This window comes from Mesorhizobium sp. WSM4308 (assembly GCF_002294905.1).
GTDB lineage: Bacteria > Pseudomonadota > Alphaproteobacteria > Rhizobiales > Rhizobiaceae > Mesorhizobium.
Genome location: NZ_NSFW01000011.1, coordinates 102937 through 120709, shown reverse-complemented (window position 1 = coordinate 120709; position 17773 = coordinate 102937). Strand labels below are relative to the sequence as shown.

The 17773-nt window shown below is 64.0% G+C and carries 21 protein-coding genes and 1 riboswitch; of the genes, 6 read left to right on the top strand and 15 right to left on the bottom strand.

Features of this window, described 5'->3' with window-relative positions; all coding sequences use genetic code 11:
* Nucleotides 1–165 precede the first annotated feature (165 nt).
* From CK227_RS21135 to CK227_RS21105, 7 genes are read right to left on the bottom strand one after another with little or no spacing between them, the layout of a single operon-like run.
* Nucleotides 166–753 carry an NAD(P)H-dependent oxidoreductase gene (locus CK227_RS21135; RefSeq protein WP_095772981.1) on the bottom strand — a complete coding sequence of 196 codons (588 nt, stop codon included), beginning with the start codon at nucleotides 751–753 and terminating at the stop codon, nucleotides 166–168.
* A complete protein-coding gene (locus CK227_RS21130; protein ID WP_095772982.1) occupies nucleotides 753–1334 on the bottom strand; it encodes an NAD(P)H-dependent oxidoreductase in 582 nt (193 codons plus the stop codon). The genes CK227_RS21135 and CK227_RS21130 overlap by 1 nt, the downstream gene beginning before the upstream one ends.
* A gap of 48 nt (nucleotides 1335–1382) precedes the next feature.
* Nucleotides 1383–2786, bottom strand: a complete 1404-nt coding sequence (locus tag CK227_RS21125) for an FAD-binding oxidoreductase (protein WP_095772983.1) — start codon at nucleotides 2784–2786, stop codon at nucleotides 1383–1385.
* A complete protein-coding gene (locus tag CK227_RS21120) occupies nucleotides 2786–4087 on the bottom strand; it encodes a cytosine deaminase (RefSeq protein ID WP_095772984.1) in 1302 nt (433 codons plus the stop codon). Before CK227_RS21120 ends, CK227_RS21125 begins: the two co-directional genes overlap by 1 nt.
* Before the next feature lie 4 nt (nucleotides 4088–4091).
* Nucleotides 4092–4940, bottom strand: a complete 849-nt coding sequence (locus CK227_RS21115) for an ABC transporter permease (protein WP_095772985.1) — start codon at nucleotides 4938–4940, stop codon at nucleotides 4092–4094.
* Nucleotides 4927–5751 carry an ABC transporter ATP-binding protein gene (locus tag CK227_RS21110; RefSeq protein ID WP_095772986.1) on the bottom strand — a complete coding sequence of 275 codons (825 nt, stop codon included), beginning with the start codon at nucleotides 5749–5751 and terminating at the stop codon, nucleotides 4927–4929. The genes CK227_RS21115 and CK227_RS21110 overlap by 14 nt, the downstream gene beginning before the upstream one ends.
* A 12-nt stretch (nucleotides 5752–5763) precedes the next feature.
* Nucleotides 5764–6768, bottom strand: coding sequence for an ABC transporter substrate-binding protein (locus CK227_RS21105; RefSeq protein ID WP_095773117.1), 1005 nt, complete (start codon nucleotides 6766–6768; stop codon nucleotides 5764–5766).
* A 265-nt stretch (nucleotides 6769–7033) separates the two neighbouring features.
* On the opposite strand from CK227_RS21105, the gene CK227_RS21100 reads away from it, so the two are divergent.
* The gene (locus CK227_RS21100; protein WP_095772987.1) at nucleotides 7034–7417 is read left to right on the top strand and encodes a RidA family protein; all 384 of its coding nucleotides are present in this window, start codon (nucleotides 7034–7036) and stop codon (nucleotides 7415–7417) included.
* Between the two features lie 54 nt (nucleotides 7418–7471).
* Entirely contained in the window at nucleotides 7472–8275 is an 804-nt protein-coding gene (locus CK227_RS21095) for a creatininase family protein (protein ID WP_095772988.1), read from the top strand.
* 6 nt (nucleotides 8276–8281) lie between these two features.
* On the opposite strand, the gene CK227_RS21090 is transcribed toward CK227_RS21095, so the two are convergent.
* Complete coding sequence (locus CK227_RS21090) at nucleotides 8282–8791, bottom strand: tyrosine phosphatase family protein (protein WP_095772989.1); 510 nt, start codon at nucleotides 8789–8791, stop codon at nucleotides 8282–8284.
* Entirely contained in the window at nucleotides 8788–9834 is a 1047-nt protein-coding gene (gene cobD, locus CK227_RS21085; RefSeq protein WP_095772990.1) for a threonine-phosphate decarboxylase CobD, read from the bottom strand. The genes CK227_RS21090 and cobD overlap by 4 nt, the downstream gene beginning before the upstream one ends.
* On the opposite strand from cobD, the gene cbiB reads away from it, so the two are divergent.
* The gene (gene cbiB, locus CK227_RS21080) at nucleotides 9833–10807 is read left to right on the top strand and encodes an adenosylcobinamide-phosphate synthase CbiB (RefSeq protein ID WP_095772991.1); all 975 of its coding nucleotides are present in this window, start codon (nucleotides 9833–9835) and stop codon (nucleotides 10805–10807) included. The genes cobD and cbiB overlap by 2 nt on opposite strands.
* Here cbiB and cobO read toward each other — a convergent pair.
* Genes cobO through CK227_RS21060 form a run of 4 tightly spaced genes read right to left on the bottom strand, consistent with a single transcriptional unit; the run spans nucleotide 10804 to nucleotide 12920 of the window.
* Nucleotides 10804–11418 carry a cob(I)yrinic acid a,c-diamide adenosyltransferase gene (gene cobO / locus CK227_RS21075; RefSeq protein ID WP_095772992.1) on the bottom strand — a complete coding sequence of 205 codons (615 nt, stop codon included), beginning with the start codon at nucleotides 11416–11418 and terminating at the stop codon, nucleotides 10804–10806. The two genes, cbiB and cobO, sit on opposite strands and share 4 nt — an antisense overlap.
* Nucleotide 11419: 1 nt before the next feature.
* Nucleotides 11420–11935 carry a bifunctional adenosylcobinamide kinase/adenosylcobinamide-phosphate guanylyltransferase gene (gene cobU, locus CK227_RS21070; protein ID WP_095772993.1) on the bottom strand — a complete coding sequence of 172 codons (516 nt, stop codon included), beginning with the start codon at nucleotides 11933–11935 and terminating at the stop codon, nucleotides 11420–11422.
* Complete coding sequence (locus tag CK227_RS21065; RefSeq protein WP_095772994.1) at nucleotides 11928–12725, bottom strand: CbtA family protein; 798 nt, start codon at nucleotides 12723–12725, stop codon at nucleotides 11928–11930. The genes cobU and CK227_RS21065 overlap by 8 nt, the downstream gene beginning before the upstream one ends.
* A gap of 15 nt (nucleotides 12726–12740) precedes the next feature.
* Nucleotides 12741–12920 (bottom strand): CbtB domain-containing protein, encoded by a 180-nt coding sequence (locus tag CK227_RS21060; RefSeq protein ID WP_095772995.1) that lies wholly within the window; start codon nucleotides 12918–12920, stop codon nucleotides 12741–12743.
* A 32-nt stretch (nucleotides 12921–12952) separates the two neighbouring features.
* A riboswitch (cobalamin riboswitch) is annotated at nucleotides 12953–13151 on the bottom strand.
* A gap of 131 nt (nucleotides 13152–13282) precedes the next feature.
* On the opposite strand from CK227_RS21060, the gene CK227_RS21055 reads away from it, so the two are divergent.
* Nucleotides 13283–14446, top strand: coding sequence for an aromatic ring-hydroxylating dioxygenase subunit alpha (locus tag CK227_RS21055; RefSeq protein ID WP_095772996.1), 1164 nt, complete (start codon nucleotides 13283–13285; stop codon nucleotides 14444–14446).
* Nucleotides 14447–14455: 9 nt separating this feature from the next.
* On the opposite strand, the gene CK227_RS21050 is transcribed toward CK227_RS21055, so the two are convergent.
* Nucleotides 14456–15655 (bottom strand): MFS transporter, encoded by a 1200-nt coding sequence (locus CK227_RS21050; RefSeq protein ID WP_095772997.1) that lies wholly within the window; start codon nucleotides 15653–15655, stop codon nucleotides 14456–14458.
* A 208-nt stretch (nucleotides 15656–15863) separates the two neighbouring features.
* On the opposite strand from CK227_RS21050, the gene CK227_RS21045 reads away from it, so the two are divergent.
* Nucleotides 15864–16862, top strand: coding sequence for a DUF1624 domain-containing protein (locus tag CK227_RS21045; protein ID WP_095772998.1), 999 nt, complete (start codon nucleotides 15864–15866; stop codon nucleotides 16860–16862).
* On the top strand, nucleotides 16859–17335 hold the full coding sequence (locus CK227_RS21040; RefSeq protein ID WP_095772999.1) for an isoprenylcysteine carboxylmethyltransferase family protein: 477 nt from the start codon (nucleotides 16859–16861) through the stop codon (nucleotides 17333–17335). Before CK227_RS21045 ends, CK227_RS21040 begins: the two co-directional genes overlap by 4 nt.
* Nucleotides 17336–17341: 6 nt before the next feature.
* Here the strand turns inward: CK227_RS21040 and CK227_RS21035 are convergent, their stop codons facing one another.
* On the bottom strand, nucleotides 17342–17728 hold the full coding sequence (locus CK227_RS21035; protein WP_006203215.1) for a MerR family DNA-binding transcriptional regulator: 387 nt from the start codon (nucleotides 17726–17728) through the stop codon (nucleotides 17342–17344).
* Between the last annotated feature and the right edge of the window lie 45 nt (nucleotides 17729–17773).

The following is a 17773-nucleotide window of genomic DNA, read 5'->3' as shown; positions in this document are numbered from 1 at the left end:
GCGCCGACACGGATGAGGGGTGCGTGACGAAGCGCACCGTGAAAAGATCGAAGGATCACAAGCGCTTATTACTGCAAAGCAGAGTTCCTTCGCGCACCCCTCATCCGACCTCGCTTCGCGAGGCCACCTTCTCCCGCAAGGGGAGAAGGGAACGTCGCGCATCGCTCAAAACCGCTCCAGCTTCGTCCGCACCTTCGCCAAAAACGCCGCCCGCGTCTTTGGCGTCGAGGCGTCCATCAGATAATGCGCTAGGAAGAACGTCCTGCACCGTCTCGCGCACAGCGCCCGCATGCCGCGCAGCAACGTCTTGCGTCCAGGCTGGCCGACCACGACGCTCCACCAGGTCGGCGCGCCGCAGGTGGTGATGACACCGACCTTGCTGACATGCGTCATCAGCGATGTGATCCGCCCCTTGCCCGCCGGCAGTTTGAAGGCGACGTCCGTCGCCCAGACCCGGTCGAGCCAGCCCTTCAGCATCGCCGGCAGCCCGTACCACCAGGTCGGATAGACGAACAGGATCGCCTCGGCCCAGGCGAGCAGCTCGAAATGCAGCTTCAGCGCCGGGTCCTGCGGCGCCTGATTGTTGTAGCTGCGCCGCTCGTCGCAGCCCATCACCGGGTCGAATTTCTCGGCATAGACGTCGAGCAGCCGCACCTCCCAGCCCCTTGCCTTGAGCACATCCAGGGCGGTGTCGCGGATTGCGGCGCAAAAGCTTTCCGGCACCGGATGGCAATAGACCACGAGGACCCGCATCAGAATGCATCCATGCTCGCCGCCACCTTCGTCATGAAGGATTTTCGTGTTTGGTCGGTCGACAGGTTCATCGCGTAATGCGCGAGGTAAGTCACCGGCGCGCCGGGCTTTACGGTGGCGCGCAGCATGCGCTTGATCAGCTTGCGGGGCGGATCGCCCATCACAATGGCGCGGAACCGGCTGCCGCCATAGGTGGTGACGGTCGCGACCTTCCTTATGTTGTGCAGCGACGGCTGCACCTTGCCGTCGATCAGCCTGAACGACACGCCGGGCAGAAAGACGCGGTCGAAAAAACCTTTCAGGATAGCGGGGAAACCGTAATTCCAGACCGGATAGGAAAGCACCAGCGCCTCGGCCCGCAGTAGGCGCTCGACATAGGGCGCCGCCGGGTCCTTGGAGCCGCGCTGGTTGTGATAATCCAGCCTCTCCTGGCGCACTAGCCGCGGGTCGAAATCCTCGGCATAGAGGTCGCAGTCGTCGACATTATGGCCCGCTGCCGTCAGCCGCTCGACGATCAACCGGTGCAGGCCGGCATTGAAGCTGGTCTCGACCGGGTGGGCGTAGAGTACGAGGATGTTCACGGGACAACATCCCGCAGGTCAGGGCGAGGCCAGGCGTTCGTCATTGCATCATCCCACCCTCTGCAGCCCCTTGAACAGGAAGGTCCTTCCGGAGCGATAATCATAGTCCGGATTTTCCCAGGCGATCATCTTGCCGGGGTTGAGCAGGCCTTGCGGATCGGTCTCGCGCTTGAAGGCGAGCTGCACGGCATCCGTCTGCTTCATGCCGCCCTCCTCCAGCGTGTAGCGGTGCGGGTTGAAGATCGGGCAGCCATTGTCCTCGTGCAGGCGCACGATCTCGTTCAGCCGCGCCTCGGTGGTGAATTTTACCAGCGGCAGGCCGAAACAGGTGATGTTGCCGTCCAGCCGCACGAATTCGAGATGCGAGTACACTTCGCCCGGAAACATCGCATCCATCTTCTCGACCAGCGCCAGCTGGTTGGGAAACGGATAAAGCGACTGCAGATAGGTGATGTCGGGGTCGACGCGCAGTGCCCTCAGCGTGGTGTGGTTCCAGGCCAGCTCATAGGCCGGCGGCAGGCCCTTTTTCTCCTCCGGCGTCGCGGTCGCGGCGTTGAAGACCACCTCGCCGCCGGCGCGCCGGGTGAAAGCGAGGAATGCATCCAGCCCATGCTGCGCCACCATGACGACGCAGATGCTTTGGCCTTCCCTGAAAAATTTCTGGTGGCGCTTGAAATAGAGCCGCGGCACCGGGGCGGCGATCGGCGTGATCAGCTTGGTCAGGATGCCGTCCTGGCAGGCCAGCGCATTGCCGTAGCGCGCCGCGTCCATGAAGGCATCGAAGCCGACAATGACGTCGACCCACTCATAGGCCGCCGTCAGCGGCATCTCGACTTCCGTGATGATGCCGTTGGTGCCGTAAGCGTGGGTGACCTTGTGCAGGTCCTCGCCGGTGAGTTCGAGCACTTTCGGCTCGGCCTCCATCGTCACCACGCGCAGGCGCAGCACATTGCCGAAATCGCGCAACCCGCCGAAATTGATCGAACCGACGCCGCCCGAGCCGCCGGCGATAAAGCCGCCGATCGAGGCAGTGTTGTAGGTCGAAGGCGAGAGCCGCAGCTCCTGCCCGGAATGCGCGCGCGTGGCCTTGTCGATATCGGCCAGCACCGCGCCCGGCCCGGTTACCACGCGCCCCGGCGCGATCGACTTGATCTCGTTCATCTCGGCAAGATTGAGCACCACGCCGCCAGACAATGGCATCGCCTGGCCGTAATTGCCCGTGCCGCTGCCGCGCGGCGTCACCGGCACGCCATGCCGGTGGCAGGCGGCCAGCACACGGATCAGCTCGGCCTCGGTCTTCGGCGTCACGATCAGGTCACCGGTGACATGGTCGAGCTGCTGTTTCAGCACCGGGCTGTACCAGTAGAAGTCGCGGCTCTTCTGCTGGACGATGGCCGGATTGTCGTCGAGTTTTATCCCGTCGAGATCGCGTTTGAGCGCCGAAACGTCCATCATTCCACCATCAGTTCGTCGAGTTCGGCATAGTCGGGCAATTGCCGCTCGATCGCGCGGCCGCCGCGCACGACGATGCGATCCGATTCGGGCCGTGACAGCAATTCCGTCCAGCTTCGACCTTTGAACAGGATGAAATCGGCATCGCCGCCGGCGGCAAGCGTGCCAAGTCCATCGAGCCGCATCACCTTGGCCGGCGTCGCGGCGACCGCTTGCGGCCAGTCCGCGACCGGATGATCGAAATGCAGGATGCGCGTCGCCATGCGGTAGACCTCCAGCATGTCGAGATCGCCATAGGCATAGAAGGGATCGCGCGTGTTATCGGAAGCGACGGCGACAGGAATGCCCCTTGCCTTCATCTCATGCAGCAGCGTCACGCCTCGCCAGCGCGGCGTGGTCTGGTCCCCGCGCCGATCCTGCAGATAGAGATTGCACATCGGCAGCGACACCACCGCCAGTCCGGCCTTCGCCACCTTGTCCAGCGTGTCCAGCACCTCGAGGTCGGGTTGCCGCGCCAGCGAGCAGCAATGGCCGACAAGGATCTTGCCCTCGAAACCGTTCCAAAGTGCGGCCTCGGCGATCTTCTTCAGCGAGATCGCCGCGATGTCGTCGGTCTCATCGGCATGGAAATCAAGATCGAGCCCATGCTTGATCGCTTGCGCGAAGACATGGTCGAGCAGTTCCTCCAGATCCGGCACCATATAGGTGACGACACCCAGTACCCCCTTGGCCGCGGCGACCCGCTTCGCCAGCCTGTCGAACCATTTCTTGTCGCGCACGCCCTCTATGCCGAGCAGGCAGGCGCCCTGCAATTCGATGCGGCCGCGCCATGTCTCGCGCATCGTCTCGAACACCGGCCAGGAGATTTCCTCCTGAGGCGCGACGCTGTCGAGATGGGTGCGCAGCGCTTTGGTGCCATGTGCGTAGGCCGAGCGCAGCGAGAAATCCATGCGCTTCGCAAGGTCCTCGGCGCTCCAGCGCGCGACGCGGTCGGCGCCGGCGGCGTTGAGCGCCCCCATGAAGGTGCCGTCGGGATTGGGCTTTCGCGGCCAGATATGGCCCTTGTCGATATGCGTATGGCAGTCGACGAAGCACGGCAAGACGATGCGACCGGCAAGGTCGATAGCCTCCGTCGGCGCCTTCGCTTTGCCATGCACCGCAATGCTGGAGATCTTGCCGTCTGCAATAGCAACGTCGGCCAGCGTGAAACCGTCATTGTCGTAAGTTGCGGCAAGGCCCGACGTCAGCGATCGATGAAGGCGGGCGTTGGCGAGCTGGTATGAAGCTGAGTTCGGAATCAAGGTCCTACCGCTCCTGCTTCAGCGCGCTTTCATGCCAGCGCCGCAAAATGAGATGCGAAATCAGCGACAGCACGAGGAAGATCAGGATGCCGGTCAGCGAGATCAGGAACAGCGCCGCGAACAGCCTTGGCGCGTTGAGCCGGTAGCCGGCCTCGATGATGCGCGAGGCGAGCCCCGACGACTGGCCGGTGGCGCCGGCAACGAACTCGGCCACCACGGCGCCGATCAGCGACAGGCCGCCGGCGATCTTCAGCCCACCGAGAAAATACGGCATCGCCGCCGGCAGCCTGAGATAGCGCAACTGCTGCCAGCGCGTCGCGCCATTGAGCTTGAACAGGTCGCGCAGATTGCGGTCGACCGAATTCAGGCCGAGCGTGGTGTTGGACAGGATCGGAAAGAAGGCGACGATCCAGGCGCACAGCAGAAGCTTGGTCGTCTGGTTGTTCACATAGATGTTGATCAGCGGAAAGATCGCCACGATCGGCGTCACCTGCAGCACGATGGCGAACGGGAAGAACGACATCTCCACCCATTTCGATTGCGCGAACAGCACCGACAGGCCGACGCCGCCGATGACGGCCAAGGCCAGGCTGAGGAAGGTGATGCGCAAGGTGACCAGCAGCGAGGAGAACAGCAGGCCGGCATCGTTGTGGAGCGTCTGCAGCACCACGCCGGGGCGCGGCAGGATATATTGCGGGATCTCGTTCCACACGCAGGTGCGGTCCCACAGCCAGATCGCCAGGATCATGATCGCCAGCGGCAGCACCCAACGGCCGACCCGCTCGAGCCGCTCCTGGCGCACGCGGCGCGCTTCCTCGGGGTCGAGTTTCAACGTGCCGTCAATGACCGTCATGATGCGGGCCCGCTGTTGAATTGATGGCATTGACCAGCACGTCGGAAGCCTGACGGCAAAGGGCTGCATAGTCCGGCGAGGTGCGAAATGCCTCGTCGCGTGGATAGGCCGCCTCGATGGCAAGTTCGTCGAACACCCTGCCCGGCCGCGCCGCCATGACGACGACCCGGTTGGATAAAAACACACTTTCGAAGACGCTGTGGGTGACGAAGACGACGGTGAAGCGTTCGTCCTGCCAAAGCTCCAGCAGATCGTTGTTGAGCTTGAAACGGGTGATCTCATCCAGTGCTGCGAAAGGTTCGTCCATCAGCAGCACACGCGGCTTGGTCACCATGGCGCGCGCGATCGAGACACGCATCTTCATGCCGCCGGACAGTTCGCGCGGCACGGCGTCCTCGAAACCGGTCAGGTGCACCCGCGCCAGCATTTGCGTGATCGCCGGGGCGGCCTTGGCGCGGGAAATGCCTTTCAGCCTGAGCGGCAGCCAGACATTGTCGAAGACGCTGGCCCAGGGCAGCAGCGTCGGCTCCTGGAAGACGAAGCCGATATTGGCGCGGTCGAGCGAACCGCCGCCGCGCCAGTCAAGCACGCCGGAGGTCGGCGTCGACAGGCCGGCGATCAGTCGCAGCGCCGTCGACTTGCCGCAACCGGACGGCCCGAGCAGGCTGAGGAAATCGCCTTCCCGGATCGTCAGGTCGACGTCGCTCAGCGCCGTCACGCCGTTGGAAAACACCTTGCCGACGCCGCGCAGCGCCAGCAAGGTCGGAGCGACGTCCGATGCCGGCGCTCGCGCCACCTTTTCCCCTATCATGCTCAGGCTGGCCTATTTCTTCAGGTCGAGCCCGACGCCCTTGTTGACGAAGGCCAGCGTATAGGCCTTCGAAATGTCGATGCCTTCAGGCGTAACCTTGGCCTTGACCATCTTGTCATAGAAACTCTTGATGCGCGCGTCGGTCATGGCGCCGATGCCGAGCTTCTCGGTATCGCCGGAATCGGCAAGGCCGAACTTCTTCATCTGCTCGATCGAGAAAGCGATCTGCTCGTCGCTCATGTCGGGATTGTCTTTCTTGATCATGTCGTTGGCGGCCTTGTTGTCGCCGTAGAGGTACTTGTACCAGCCCTTGGCCGAGCCATCGACGAAGCACTGGACCACCTCCGGCTTCTTGTCGATCGTGTCCTGCATCACCTCGATCGTCGTCGAGTAGGTGTCCCAGCCATAGTCGGCGAGCAGGAACTGGTTCGGCACGAAGCCGCCTTCCTTCTTCACCGCGAACGGCTCCGAGGTGACGTAGCCCTGCTGGATCGACTTCTTGTTGGCGAGGAAGGGAGCGGTGTTGTAGGTGTAGGGCGCGCGCTTGGCGGCGTCGAAGCCGAGTGCGGTGACCATCCACTGGAAGAACGTCTGCACGCCTTCGTCACCCAGTATGTACTGGTCGGCATTCTTCAGATCTTCCCACTTGTCCAGCCCCTCGCCGGGGTGGGACATGATCACCTGTGGATCCTTCTGGAAGTCCGCCGCCACCACGCGCATCGGAATACCTTGCTGGACGGCATCGAAGGCCGACAGCAGATTGCCGCCCATGTAGAAATCGATCTTGCCAGCCAAAAGCATCGGCCGGCCGCTGACCTGCGGACCGCCCTGCATGATGGTGACGTCGAGGCCGCAGGCGGCGTAGGTGCCGTCGGCCACGGCCTGATAGTAACCACCATGTTCCGGCTCGGCCAGCCAGTTGGTGCCGAAGGTGACTTTTTCATTCGCCGCGGCACCCAGCGTGCTGGCGGCAAGCAAGGCCACCACCGCCACCGAGATCTTCTGTTTTGCGTACATCGACAACCACCCTTTGTTTGCTCCGGCGCCACGCGCCAGGCTCGACACCAAAGATTCAAGAAGCAAGACACATGCCACCGGCGTCACGCGCCGGAACCCGCCCGCCTGCACCACAGCCATCTGCGAAAGCCGGAAAGGTCGTGCTGCACCGAAGGCATCGTGCCTATTTTTTGAACGCCTGTCCACAATCGCACCGGCAAGATGCACCGCCATCTTGAAGCTGGGATGCGTCCCGCCTTAGGCTGACGGCATCCAGGAGATTGCGATGTTCAGATTCCTCACCCCGAAGTCGATCAAACCGCCCTTTGCCCGCTATAGCCACGGCGTCGAAGTGCCGGCGGGCAAGCGGCTGGTGCTGTGCTCGGGTCAGGTGGCGATCACGGCGGACGACCAGATTCCCGAGGACGCCGGCGCCCAGGCCGAACTCTGTTTCCGCAACATCGAGGCAATCCTCGGCGAGGCTGGGCTGGGGCTCGGGGACATCGTGCGCATCAACGCCTATGTCACCGACCGCGCCTATTTGCGCCCCTATATGGATGTCCGCGACAGGCTGTTTTCGAGCCCCGCGCCCGCCTCGACGCTGATGATCGTTTCCGGCTTCGCCCGCCCCGAATTCAAGGTCGAGGTCGAGGTCATCGCGGCCGGGTGATCGACAGCAGGCCTGTGCCGCGCTAGGTCTCACCGTTCATCGAAGAGGCATGACATGACCGCTGCAAAAAGACGCGTCTGGTGGGGCGACTACCGGACAACCGAATACGCCTCGATCGATCCGGAAGCGACGATCGCCGTTCTGCCGGTGGCGGCGATCGAGCAGCATGGACCGCATCTGCCCGTCTCGACCGACACTTCGATCATGAACGGCATGCTCGACACGGTGATCGCCCGCCTGCCCGACGATCTCGACATCCGCATCCTGCCGGTCCAGGCGGTGGGCAAGTCGAACGAGCACCTGCATGCGCCGGGCACGCTCACTTTGCCGGCAACGACGCTGGTCGAGGCATGGACCGAGCTTGGCGTGTCGATCGCGCGCGCCGGGCTGCGCAAACTCATCGTCGTCAATTCGCATGGCGGCAATGAAGAGATCATGGGCATCATCACGCGTGAATTGCGGGTGCGCGAAAAGATGCTGGCGGTGAAGACGAGCTGGCAGCGTTTTGGCCGCCCGGCCGGCATGTACACCGAACTCGAGGACCGCCACGGCATCCATGGCGGCGATGTCGAGACCTCTTTGATGCTGCATTTCCGGCCCGACCTCGTCGACATGGCCAAGGCCGATAATTTCGTTTCCAACGTCGCCAAGGCCGAGAAGGAATTTTCGCTGCTGCGCCACACCGGCACCCATGCCTTTGCCTGGATCGCCGGCGATCTCAACCCGAACGGCGTGGTTGGCGACGCCGGCATCGCGACATCGGAAAAAGGCCGGCTGACGGCAGAGCATCAGGCCGACGGTTTCATCAGCCTGCTCAGGGATGTGCACAAGGCGAAGCTCGCCGACTGGCTGAGATAGCCGCTTTTAGCCGTCGATCTTCAGCGCGAACGGCGCGCCTTCGAAGGCGTCGGCGCCACGCCCGATCGACTGGATCGCCTCGATCATGCGGCCGTTGCGATCCAGCAGCGCGTCGGCCACCGCAATGAGCCGTGGATTGGGTGTCGCCGACGGCGACAGCGCCCGCAATGTCCGGGCCAGTTCGGCCTCGTCGCGTTTCGGCGCCAGAGCGGCTGCGATGATGTAGGCCGAAGCGGTCGAGCGGCTGATGCCGGCATAGCAATGCACGACCATGGGCTTCGCCCGATCCCAGCGGCGCGCGAAATCGAGCACGTCGCGGACATGCTCCTCGCCCGGCATCGTCATGCCCTCCTGCGCCACCGCTATGTCGTGCATGACCAGATGCAGATGGTTTTCCCGGGTGATCGAGGCCGGTCGCACCACCTCGGTTCCGGCGGCGAGCAGCGACAGCATGCGGTCGGCGCCGCTCCTTGCGACCGTTTCCTCGACCTTTGCCAGCGAGCAGACATGGATCATTGCTTCGAGCCCTTCGATTGATCCTCGCGCCGCGCCGCCCATTCGGCAAGGGCGGATTCGAGCCGCTCCCATTCCACCTCGCCCCCCGGCAGGCCGGCCCGCAACACAAACGGCCGGTCGTTGAAGTGGCGAAGCAGAATGCCCCTCGCGCCAAGTACCGAAAACAGGCCGGCGGCATCCGGAAGACCGATATAGCGAAATAGCGCGGTGCCGCCCACGACCGGCACGCCGAAACGGCCGAACAATGCGTCCAGCCGCGCGGCTGCCTCGGCGAGCGATGCCCGCATCGCGTCCTGCCAGCCAATATCGGCAAGCGCGCGAATGCCATAATCCAGCGCTGGACCGGCCACTGCCCACGGCCCGAATTGCCTTTGCAGCAATTCCACCGTTGGCCGATCGGAAAGCGCGAAGCCAAGCCGCAGCCCGGCCAGGCCAAAGAACTTGCCGAAGGAACGCAGCACGACGATGCCGCCCTGATCGACGTCGCCGGCGAGGCTGTGCTGGCGCGGGCCGACATCCATGAACGCCTCGTCGACGACCAGCAGCCCGCCTCCGGCGCGCAGCCCGGCGGCCAATGCCAGCAACCGGTCGCGCTCGACGACGCGCCCATCCGGGTTGTTCGGATTGACGATGATGGCAAGGTCGGCCTGCGCCAGCGCGGCAAAATCGCTGACTTCGCTCACCTGGTGCCCGGCGATCGCCGCGGCTCGCGCATGTTCGGCATAGGTAGGCCCCAGCACCAATGCCTTGCCGGGTCTCACCAGCGATGCCACGCGCGGCAGCAGGATCTGTGTGCCGGGCGCCGCGACGACGTTGGCCGGCGACGGCGCGCTATAGGTACTGGCCGCGATCTCCGTCAACTCCCGCGCCCGCCCCGCTTCCGGCAATCGCGACAGCGAGGTGGCGGGCAGGTTGAAAAGCGGGTAGGAGTGCGGATTGATACCGGTCGAAAGGTCGACGAACGGCAGAGGAGCGCTGGGGAAAAGCGCCCTCGCCCGGCCAAGACTCCCACCATGGTCCACCGCTCCATCAAGAAGCTTCATGTCAGTCCTGATCGCTTTCCTGTCACTGGCCGTCGAATTTGTCCTGGGTTACCCGGACTGGCTCTTCCGCGCCATCGGCCATCCGGTGACGTGGTTCGGCAGGCTGATATCCTTTCTCGACTTGAGGCTCAACCGCGCCACTGATCCCGACGCGTTGCGTCGCCAACGTGGCGTCCAGGCGCTGCTGGTCATCGTGCTGGTGCCGGCGGTGATCGGCCTTTGCGTGCAGCTTGTCCTGCTCTGGTTCGTTCCGCTGGGGTTTTTCATTGCCGCCCTTCTGGCGACATCGCTGCTGTCGCAGAAGAGCCTCCACGAACACGTCGAGGCCGTGGCTGACTCGCTCGAATCGGGCGGCCTCGCCATGGGCCGGGTCGCCGTCTCGCGCATAGTCGGCCGCGATCCCGAAGCGCTCGACCGCGCCGCCGTCTGCCGCGCGGCGATCGAGAGCCTGGCCGAGAATTTTTCCGACGGCATCGTCGCCCCCGCCTTCTGGACCGGTGTTGGCGGACTGGCCGGCGGCGCTGCCTACAAGGCTGCCAACACCGCCGATTCGATGATCGGCCACCGCACCCCACGCCACGAGGCTTTCGGCTGGGCGGCGGCGCGCTTCGACGACTGGATCAACCTGCCTGCCTCAAGGCTGACGGCGCTGCTGATCGTGTTGGCGGCTTTCCTGGTCAAGGACGCCGATCCCCGCAGTGCCTGGCAGGCGGTGTGGCGCGATGCGAAAAGGCACCGCTCGCCCAATGCCGGCTGGCCGGAAGCGGCCATGGCCGGCGCGCTTGGCCTGGCGCTTGCCGGGCCGCGCAGCTATGGCGGCATCGTGGTCGATGACGTCTTCATGGGCGAAGGGGGCCGCCGCGACGTCGACAGCGGCGACATCAGGCGGGCGCTGAAACTCTACCGCGTCGCCGATTATTTGCTGATCGCGTTGTTCGCCGTGGTTTCGGTCATCGCCGTTGTTGCGTTCTAGAACTCGATCCCCTGCTGCGCCTTCACGCCTGCCGAAAAGTGGTGCTTGGTCACGCCCATCTCGGTGACCAGATCGGCCGCCTCGACCAGCGCCGGCTTGGCGTTGCGGCCGGTGACGACGACATGCAGTCCCTCGCGGCGCGCCTTCAGCGCCGCAACTACCTTGTCGAGATCGAGATAATCATAGCGCAGCGCGATGTTGAGTTCGTCAAGCACGACAAGGCTGATCGAGGGATCGGCGATCAACTCCAGCGCCTTGGTCCAGGCAGCCTCGGCGGCAGCGATATCGCGCTTCAGATCCTGGGTCTCCCAGGTAAAGCCCTCGCCCATTGCGTGCCAGACGACGCGGTCGCCGAAAGCGGCAAACGCATCCTTCTCGCCGGTGTGCCATTTGCCCTTGATGAACTGCACGACGCCGACGCGCTTGCCGTAGCCAAGCATCCGCAGCGCCAGGCCGAAGGCAGCCGTGGTCTTGCCCTTGCCCGGACCGGTGTTGACGATCAGCAGGCCCTTTTCGACCGTCTTGCTCGCCACCTCGGCATCCTGCACCGCCTTGCGCTTGGCCATCTTGGCGCGATGGCGCTCTTCGTCCTTATTGTCGATGTCGGTCATGTCACTTCACCTTCAGCGGTAGCCCCGCCACCATCAGCAGCACCGTATCGGCGATCGCCGCGACCTGCTGGTTGAGCCGGCCGGCGTCATCGCGAAAACGGCGCGCCAGGGCATTGTCCGGCACGATGCCTTGGCCGACTTCGTTGGAGACCACGAACCATGGGCCGCGCGGCCGCGACAGCACATCCGCCAGCCGCCGGCACTCGGCGCCGACGTCGTGATCGGCCAGCATGTGATTGGTCAGCCACAGCGTCAGGCAATCGACCAGCACCGGCTGGTTGTCGGGCAAGGCCTCAAGGGCGCCGGAAAGGTCGAGCGGCGCGTCGATGGTCGTCCAGCCCGCGCCGCGCCGCGAGCGGTGCAGCGCGATGCGCTCGCGCATCTCGTCGTCATAGGCCTGCGCCGTGGCGATGTAGATCCATGGCGAAGGCAAGGCCGTCGCCAGGATTTCGGCGTGCGCGCTCTTGCCGGAGCGGGCACCGCCGATGATGAAGGTCAGCGAGCTTCGATCAGGCAAAGCTGTCGCGCAGGCTGGTCGCGGTGCCGGTGAAGCGTCCGCGCACAACGCCGACGACAGCGCCGAGCACCAGCCAGAACACTAGACGGGTGAGCGTTGAGGCCACGATGAACTGGTGATGCAAGCCTTCGGGGATTGGCGTCACGAAGCTATCGGGTTGCGGCGCGCCAACGATATGCGGCGCCACGATAAGAGCAATGCCAAGAAGGGCAAGAGGCAGTGACTTGCGGAACGCGATGAGCCCAAGGCCGGCGGCAGTCGCCACCACTGTCAAAGTCCACCAGATTTGGCGCTGCAAGAGATCGGCGTCAGGCATTGCCGGCAGTTTCGGCGGTAGGCCGAGCCCAGGTGCCAAAGTGAATATAGCGAAGCCAGCTAGGCCCCAGAAGACACCCTGCCGCCAGTTGCCGATACCGCCCATGAATTCGGAGACAGCGACCAGGATCAGCGCAAAACCGATACCGCTGACGATGTTGGCAAGGACATTGAAGGCGAAGCGCTCGAAACCGTCGGCCGGAGCCCAGCCTTCGTCCTCGACCGGGGCGGCCGCTTCCGCAGGAGCCGGGGCCGCGCCGCTCATGGCATTGTCAGCCGGAACGGCCGAGCTCATGGCGTTGTCGTTTGTGGTAACAGCGGCGTGGTCGTGGTGATGGCCGCCGCCGGCCTTTTCATAGACTTCCGCCTTCAGGATCAGTGGGTCGGTCGCGTAGGCTTGCATGCAGGCGAGCGCAATGCCCCCCACGAGCCCTGCGATCGCCGCGATGAACACGACGTTGCGAAACAAATTCATGATGTCAGGCCTTCGTCAGTGGCAGGGAAAACCCATCGAATGGCGATAGTCGTGAGCCGCATTGTGGACCGCATCGATATGCGAGAAGCCGACAAAGCCGATGATGAACGTGCCGAGCAGCGCGGCAAGCGCCAGCTGCATGAAGCGCGACTGCGAGGAGACGGAGGCGCCGAGGGAGACGGAAGCGGTATTCATATCTTGTCCTTTCACCCTCCACCCGAGGGCCTGTCAGTTTTGCCGTCGTCGGCAGGTCTCCTGGCTCACGGATCAGCGCCCTTCCCCACCTTCCCGAAGACGAATCTTCAGTGGCATATGGAGAGGACTACCGCACACAGTTGCGGGGGCAGCCACGGCATTGGGCAAGAATTTCGCCCGCACCGCATTCCCTCTTGGCTCCAAAACGGAACCGACGACTGCATGACTATAGGGAAAATCGCGACACGCGGCAAACCAAATTCCGCCGGCAAACAGCGCGATTGCGCCATGCCGTCTCCAGGCACGACAATTGACAATTCTCCTGACCGGGTGTCGGCTGGCCGCTTCACAGGAAGCCAGCCATGCAGCCCATTGCCGGTGAGCGCGCCCCTTACAATGGCCTGACCCAGGCCGAGCCGACCCTGCCCTCGTCGGCCTATTGGGACGGTGAGAGCTACCAGCGCGACCTCGACGCCATCTGGTACAAAAACTGGCTGCTCGTCTGCCGCGAGGCCGATCTGGCCCAGCCGCTGGCCTTCCGCAGGTTTCGCATCGGCACGCAGGACATCATCGTGCTGCGCGACGACACCGGCGCCCTGCGCGCCTTCCACAACACCTGCCGGCATCGCGGTTCGCAGCTTTGCCAGGAGAGCGAGGGCCGGCTGAAGGCGCGGCTGATCACCTGCCCCTATCATGCCTGGTCCTATTCGCTGCGCGGCGACCTCGTGCGCGTGCCGTCGAAATCGTTGCCGGACGGCTTCGACAAGGCCGACCATCCGCTCTACCGCGTCGCGCTCTCGGTGTGGCGCGGCTTCGTGTTCATCAATCTGCAGGAGGGTGCGGCGGACTCCGCGCAGGCATCCTTCGATCCTGCCTCCGGCAATCTCGGCAACTGGCCGCTGGAAACGCTGGTATCGGGCCATGTGCTGCGCAAGGTGATGCACTGCAACTGGAAGATCTTTTGGGAGAACTTCAACGAGTGCCTGCACTGCCCGGGCATCCACAAGGACCTGTCGCGCCTGGTGCCAATCTATGGCCGAGGTCTGATGAGCCGGCACGACGATCCCGAATGGACGCGCCACGCCGACAATGACGCGCCGGAGTTTTCCGGAGGCCTGCGTGCCGGCGCCGAGACCTGGTCGCGCGACGGCAAGACGCACGGGCCGGTCTTCTCCGGGTTGACGCCGGCCGAACGCGTCGCCGGCCAGACCTACGCCACCAGCCTGCCCTCAATGTTCATCGTCGGCCATGTCGACTATGTCAGGACGGTACGCCTGGTGCCGCTCGGTCCCGAACAGACGGAGCTTATCGCCGAATGGCTGTTCGCGCCCGAGGCGCTGGCCGCGACCGACATCGACAACATCGTCGCCTTCGGCACACAGGTGCTGGAAGAGGACGCCGCCATCTGCGAGGTCAACCAGAGGGGCCTGCGCTCGATGCGCCACCATGCCGGCGTGCTCATGCCCGAGGAGTATGACCTGCACCGTTTCCACAACTGGGTGCGCGAGCGCCACGCGGCACTTTGACCATGATCCTCACAGAGACTTCGGCAGGTAACGCCAAGTCACGAACCCGCAAACCGCCGCGAGCAGACCAAGCGTGACGAACACCGAGCCCAGCCCGAAGAAGGCGAGCACTACCGAATAGACAAGCGGCGGCGTCAGTTCGGAAAAATCGAGATAGGTGCGGTAGACCGCCGCCATCTGCGCCCGTTCATAGGAGCGCACCGAACGCATGAAGGCGGTCGAGCCCAGTGCGTCGAGCGCAATAGTGAAGAAGGCGCCGCACAGCAGGAAGACGCCGGTGAGCAGCGGCACGCTCTCTCCGACGACACCCGCCGCCAGAAGCATCGCCGACATGGCGAAATAAGCGAATGTCATGGTGCGCCGGCCGCCAAAGCGTTTTCCGGCCTTGCCCCAGAAGATCGCCATGAAGAGCAGTGCGTTGCCCCCCGAAACCAGCAGGCCGCCGGCCAGCTTGCCCTCGCCGGTGATCACCATGAACAGCGGCCCATAGACGAAGAACGTCGTCCAGAAGCAGGAGCGGCCGAAGGCGATCAGCCAGGCAAGCCTCAATCTGGGCTGCGCGACGAAGCGGCCGATATTGGCGAGCGGATTGGCTGGCCGTGTCTTGCCGGGCCGGATCGATGGGTTGTCGCCCAGGCGATAGGTCCAGAACAGCGCCAAGAGCGCCAGCGCGAACACCGCCACCGCACCATGCGCGGCATAGATGCCGAAGCGCGTGTAGAGGAAGATGCCGAGCGTCGGCCCACCGGTCCAGGCAAACATCGACCACGCCATGCGCAGCGATTCGGCCTGCATGAAGTCGGTCTTGCGGATGTGGTCCATGATGTAGAGGTTGAGCGTGATCGAAAGGGCGCTGGCGCCCATCACCCGGCAAAGCATGCCTGCCAATTGCCCGGCCAGCGTGTGGGTGACGAAGAACAGCGAGCCGATGGCGAGCAGGCAGGCGCCGGCGGTGTAGACCCAGCGCCGGGCAAAGCGGCGGATCAGCATCGGCATGAACAAGGTTACCGACAGGCCGAGCAGCGCCACGATGGTGTAGAGGATCGAGACGATCTGCTCATTGTGCAGGATCTCGTAGGCCTGGATCGGGATGACGCTCGACACCGTGGCGCGGGCAAAGGATTCGACCGCATAGAGCGAGGCGAAGGTGCGCGCATCCGCGGCCCTGAGGGCCGGGAGCCAGATTGGATGGCGCACATGGGTGGACATTGCTTCCCCAAAGCAGAATCACCGGCCAAATCTGCCTTGGCCGTTCCCGGACGATTAAGAGGAAACCGACGCATAGGCCGTGAAAAGCGAAGTCGGTCAACGACTTCCCGGCACTGGCCTAAAGCGTCGCTTGATCCAACGCCCCGGCTTCTTCTGTCCGGTCCAACCGTGATAGTTCTCACGCGGGGCTGAATCAGATCGCGAGACCATGACCATCCATACGCCGACCGCACCCGCTCCGGAGCCATCCAGGCGCATCGTCGCCATCGACATCGTGCGCGGCATCGCGCTGCTGGCCATGGCGAGCTACCATTTCACCTGGGACCTGGAATTCTTCGGCTATACCGATCCAGGCCTCACCGCCTTCGGCTGGTGGAAGATCTACGCGCGCTGCATCGCCTCGACCTTCCTGTTCCTGGTCGGCGTCAGCCTCTACCTCGCGCACGGCCAGCAAATTCGCTGGAACGGTTTCTGGAAGCGTTTCGCCATGGTCGCCGGAGCGGCGATCGCCATTTCGGTGGTAACCCGTATCGCGACGCCGGACGGATTCATCTTCTTCGGCATCCTGCACGAGATCGCGCTCGCCAGCCTGCTCGGCCTCGCCTTCCTGCGGCTGCCCGCCCTGCTGACCCTTGTCATTGCCGCGCTGGTCATCGCCGCGCCCGTCTATCTGCGCTTCGAAGCGCTGGACCATCCCTGGCTGTGGTGGATCGGCCTGTCGGCGATCAACCCACGCTCCAACGACTATGTGCCGCTGTTTCCGTGGTTCGGCGCGGTGCTTGTCGGCATCGGGGTAGCGAAACTCGCCTCAGCCTCCGGCCTGCGAGCCCGCCTGGCGAGCCTCATGCCGGGCCGCTGGGCCAATCCGCTGGTCTTCATCGGCCGCCACAGCCTCGCTTTCTACCTGATCCACCAGCCGCTGCTGATCGGCTGCGTCTGGCTGTTCTCGCAAGTCATGCCGGCTCAGGTCGAAACCGTGCAGGTCAATTTCCTGAAAACCTGCCAGCGTTCATGTGAGCAGACGCGCAACGCGACCTTCTGTTCGAGCTATTGCAGTTGCATGCTGACGACGCTCGAGGGCGAGGCCGCGCTTGATCGGCTCGAGAACAACGACCAGACTGCGGAATTCCGAGCGCATCTGGGCGATCTGGCCGCCAGCTGCACGGGCCAGACCGAGGACAAGATGAACGAGGGAGGAACGCAATGACCGGAACCCAGCCGAAGCCCGGCGTGATACCGTGGCCGCCGGTGATCTACGTCGCAGCAATCGCCATCAGCGTCATTCTCGGCCTGCTCTATCCGCTGCCCTGGATCGGCGATCTGCTGGGCGACCTGCTGTTCGCGGCCGGCTGGGTGGCACTATTCGCCGTCGCGGCGCTCTGGTTCACCGCCATTCGCACCATGGTCCGAGCCAGGACGACGCTCAACCCCAATGCAGTGCCGGACCACCTCGTCACCACAGGGCCATTCGGCGTCACCCGCAACCCGATGTATCTCGCCAACACGCTGCTACTAATCGGCGTCGCCTTTGTCACGGGGATCGTATGGTTCCTGCCGCTGGCGTTCATCGCGGCCTTCGCCACGCAGAAGGTCGCGATCGAGCGTGAGGAAAAGATCCTGGCGGCGAAGTTTGGGAAGAGATATCGCGATTACGCCAAAAGGGTGCGGCGCTGGATCTGAGCGGCGTTACGTATTGACGCCGAGCTCAACCAGCCGCTCGACGCAGGACTCCTCCGCCTGGTCGAGTTCGGCCAGCGTTTCCTCGAGGTCGCGGCGTTTTTGCCTGAGATCCTCGCGCTTTTCCTCGATGCGCTTGATCATCAGCTTCAGCTGCCCGACCTCGCCCGGCGGCTCCTTGTACATCTGGATGATTTCGCGGATCTCGTTGATCGAGAAACCGAGCCGCTTTCCGCGCATAATCTGCCGGATGAGATGGCGGTCGGACGGGCGAAACAGCCGCGTACGGCCACGCCGCACCGGCTGCACCAGCCCCTCGTCCTCATAGAAACGCAGCGTCCGCGTCGACACGTCGAATTCGCGGGTCAGTTCGGTGATCGAGTAATATTCCCGCATTGTCGCTCCATGCCCGAACCCCGGGGCAACGCCAGGCGGCGCTGC